The organism is Stenotrophomonas sp. HMWF023 (assembly GCF_003060985.1).
GTDB lineage: Bacteria > Pseudomonadota > Gammaproteobacteria > Xanthomonadales > Xanthomonadaceae > Stenotrophomonas > Stenotrophomonas lactitubi.
In genome coordinates this window covers 1-2780 of the sequence record NZ_QAIJ01000345.1, presented here as the reverse complement: position 1 = coordinate 2780, position 2780 = coordinate 1, and the positions used below count along the sequence as shown (strand labels likewise).

Genomic DNA, 2780 nt, shown 5'->3' with positions numbered 1-2780 from the left:
AGGCGCGGACGGGATTCGATGACGATGTCCTCGCCCAGATCACCCTCGATCCGGCTGGCCATCTCGCGACCCAGTTCCTGGTGGCTCATTTCACGGCCACGGAAACGGATGTTGACCTTGATCTTGTCGCCCTCTTCAAGGAAACCGCGCATCTTGCGCAGCTTGATCTGGTAGTCGCCCTCGTCCGTGACCGGACGGAACTTCACTTCCTTGATCTCGACCTGCTTGGTCTTCTTCTTGGCCTCGCTGGCCTTCTTCTGGGCTTCGAACTTGAACTTGCCGAAGTCCATGATCTTGCACACCGGCGGGTCTGCCTGCGGCTGGATCTCGACCAGGTCCAGGCCTTCATCTTCGGCCATGGACAACGCTTCGTCTCGCGTCAACACGCCGATCATTTCTCCGTCACTGCCGATCACGCGGACGCGCGGCACACGGATTTCCTGATTCTTGCGGTTCTGTTTGTTGTCAGGGGTACTGATATTGCGATCTCCCAAGGGTGTCGAACCCGGCCCGGGCGCCAATGCGCACGGGCCGGACCTTTGTTTACGCGCCCTCGGCCTGGAGCCGCTCGGTGAAAGCCTGGAGGCTCATGCTGCCGAGATCTTCGCCAGAACGCGTACGCACCGCCACAGCGCCGTTTTCCTTCTCGCGGTCACCAATGACCAGCAGGTACGGCACGCGCTGCAGCGTGTGCTCGCGAATCTTATAGCCGATCTTCTCGTTACGCAAATCGGCGCTGACGCGGAAGCCTTGATCCGCAAGGCTTTTGGTCACGGCAGAGACGTATTCAGCCTGCGCATCGGTGATATTGGCCACCACCACCTGGGTCGGCGCCAGCCAGGCCGGGAACTGGCCGGCATGGTGCTCGATCAGGATGCCCAAGAAACGCTCCATCGAGCCGACGATGGCCCGGTGCAGCATCACTGGATGCTTCTTCTGGCTGTTTTCGTCCACGTATTCAGCGCCCAGACGGCCAGGCATCATGAAATCGACCTGCATGGTGCCCAGCTGCCAGGTGCGGCCGATGGCATCCTTCAGGTGGTACTCGATCTTCGGGCCGTAGAAGGCGCCCTCGCCCGGCAGCTCCTGCCACTCCACCCCGCAGCTGGACAGTGCCGAGCGCAGCGCGCCCTCCGCCTTGTCCCAGGTGGCGTCATCGCCCAGGCGCGATTCGGGGCGCAGCGCGATCTTGACCTGGATCTCCTCGAAGCCGAAGTGCTGGTACACCGCCAGCGCCTGCTGGTGGAACGCGGTCACTTCCGCCTCGACCTGGTCTTCGGTGCAGAACACGTGACCGTCGTCCTGGGTGAAGCCACGCACGCGCAGGATGCCGTGCAGCGCGCCGGAAGGCTCGTTGCGGTGGCAGGCGCCAAACTCACCGTAGCGGATCGGCAGATCGCGGTAGCTGTGCAGCCCTTGGTTGAACACCTGCACGTGGCCCGGGCAGTTCATCGGCTTCAGCGCGTAGGTACGCTTCTCCGACTCGGTGAAGAACATCGCGTCCTGGTAGTTGTCCCAGTGGCCCGACTTCTGCCACAGCGACACGTCCAGGATCTGCGGGCAGCGCACTTCGCCGTAGCCGGTGCTGCGATAGACCTTGCGCATGTACTGCTCGACCACCTGCCACAGCGCCCAGCCCTTCGGGTGCCAGAACACCAGGCCCGGGGCCTCTTCCTGCAGGTGGAACAGGTCCTGCTGCTTGCCGATGCGACGGTGGTCGCGCATCTCCGCTTCTTCGATGCGCTTGATGTACGCATCAAGCTGCTTCTTGTCGGCCCAGGCGGTGCCGTAGACGCGCTGCAGCTGCTCGTTCTGCGCGTCGCCGCGCCAGTAGGCGCCGGAAATGCGGGTCAGCTTGAAGGCCTTCAGGAAGCGCGTGTTCGGCACGTGCGGACCGCGGCACATGTCCACGTATTCCTGGTGGTAGTACATGCCCATCGCCTGGATGTCGTCGGACATGTCTTCGATCAGGCGCAGCTTGTAGTCCTCGCCACGGGCCTTGAAGATCTCGATGACTTCCGCGCGCGGCGTCACTTTCTTGATGACGTCGTAATCCTGCGCGATCAGCTCGCCCATGCGCTTTTCGATCGCCGCCATGTCTTCGGGGGTGAACGGGCGCTCGGAATAGATGTCGTAATAGAAGCCCTCGGCGATCACCGGGCCGATGACCATCTTCACGTCCGGATAGAGCTGCTTGACCGCGTGGCCGACCAGGTGGGCGCTGGAGTGGCGGATGATTTCCACGCCCTCCTCGTCCTTGGCGGTGATGATGCGCAGGGAGGCATCGTGGTCGATGACGTCACTGGCATCGACCAGCACGCCATCCACCGAACCGGCGATGGTGGCCTTGGCCAGGCCAGCGCCGATCGACTGGGCGACGTCCATGACGCTGACGGGATGTTCGAATTCGCGGCGGCTGCCGTCGGGAAGGGTAATCGTGATCATTGCAATGGCTTCATGCGGGGCCCGCCGGGCGGGCTGGAAAGCGCTCCCGGGCCAACGCCCGGGCAATAAAAAAGCGCCACGAGGGCGCCTGGAATGCAGGGCCTTCGGGGCAGGTCAACAGTGGGCGGTGGTAGTGCTCATGTCGCACGCTCGGCCGGCGCAGTGCGCGGGCCACCTTGGTTTCCAGGATGTGGTTGCCCACGATCTTAAACCAGTGGCCGACAAAGCCCAAGCGGCGCCTGAATGGCGCTCGCTGGCGGCGTGAAAACGCAATGATTACCATGTGCGCGCAGCCAGCCTCCGTGCCGGCATGCCCGCTTCCCCCAGGACCCTGC

At 63.3% G+C, this 2780-nt stretch carries 2 protein-coding genes; both read right to left on the bottom strand.

Features of this window, described 5'->3' with window-relative positions; genetic code table 11:
• On the bottom strand, positions 1–479 hold a 479-nt coding region (infC, locus tag DBR20_RS21175; protein ID WP_308812629.1), incomplete at its 3' end, for a translation initiation factor IF-3.
• A 64-nt stretch (positions 480–543) separates the two neighbouring features.
• Positions 544–2445 (bottom strand): threonine--tRNA ligase, encoded by a 1902-nt coding sequence (gene thrS / locus DBR20_RS21170; protein WP_108268272.1) that lies wholly within the window; start codon positions 2443–2445, stop codon positions 544–546.
• Positions 2446–2780: the final 335 nt, after the last annotated feature.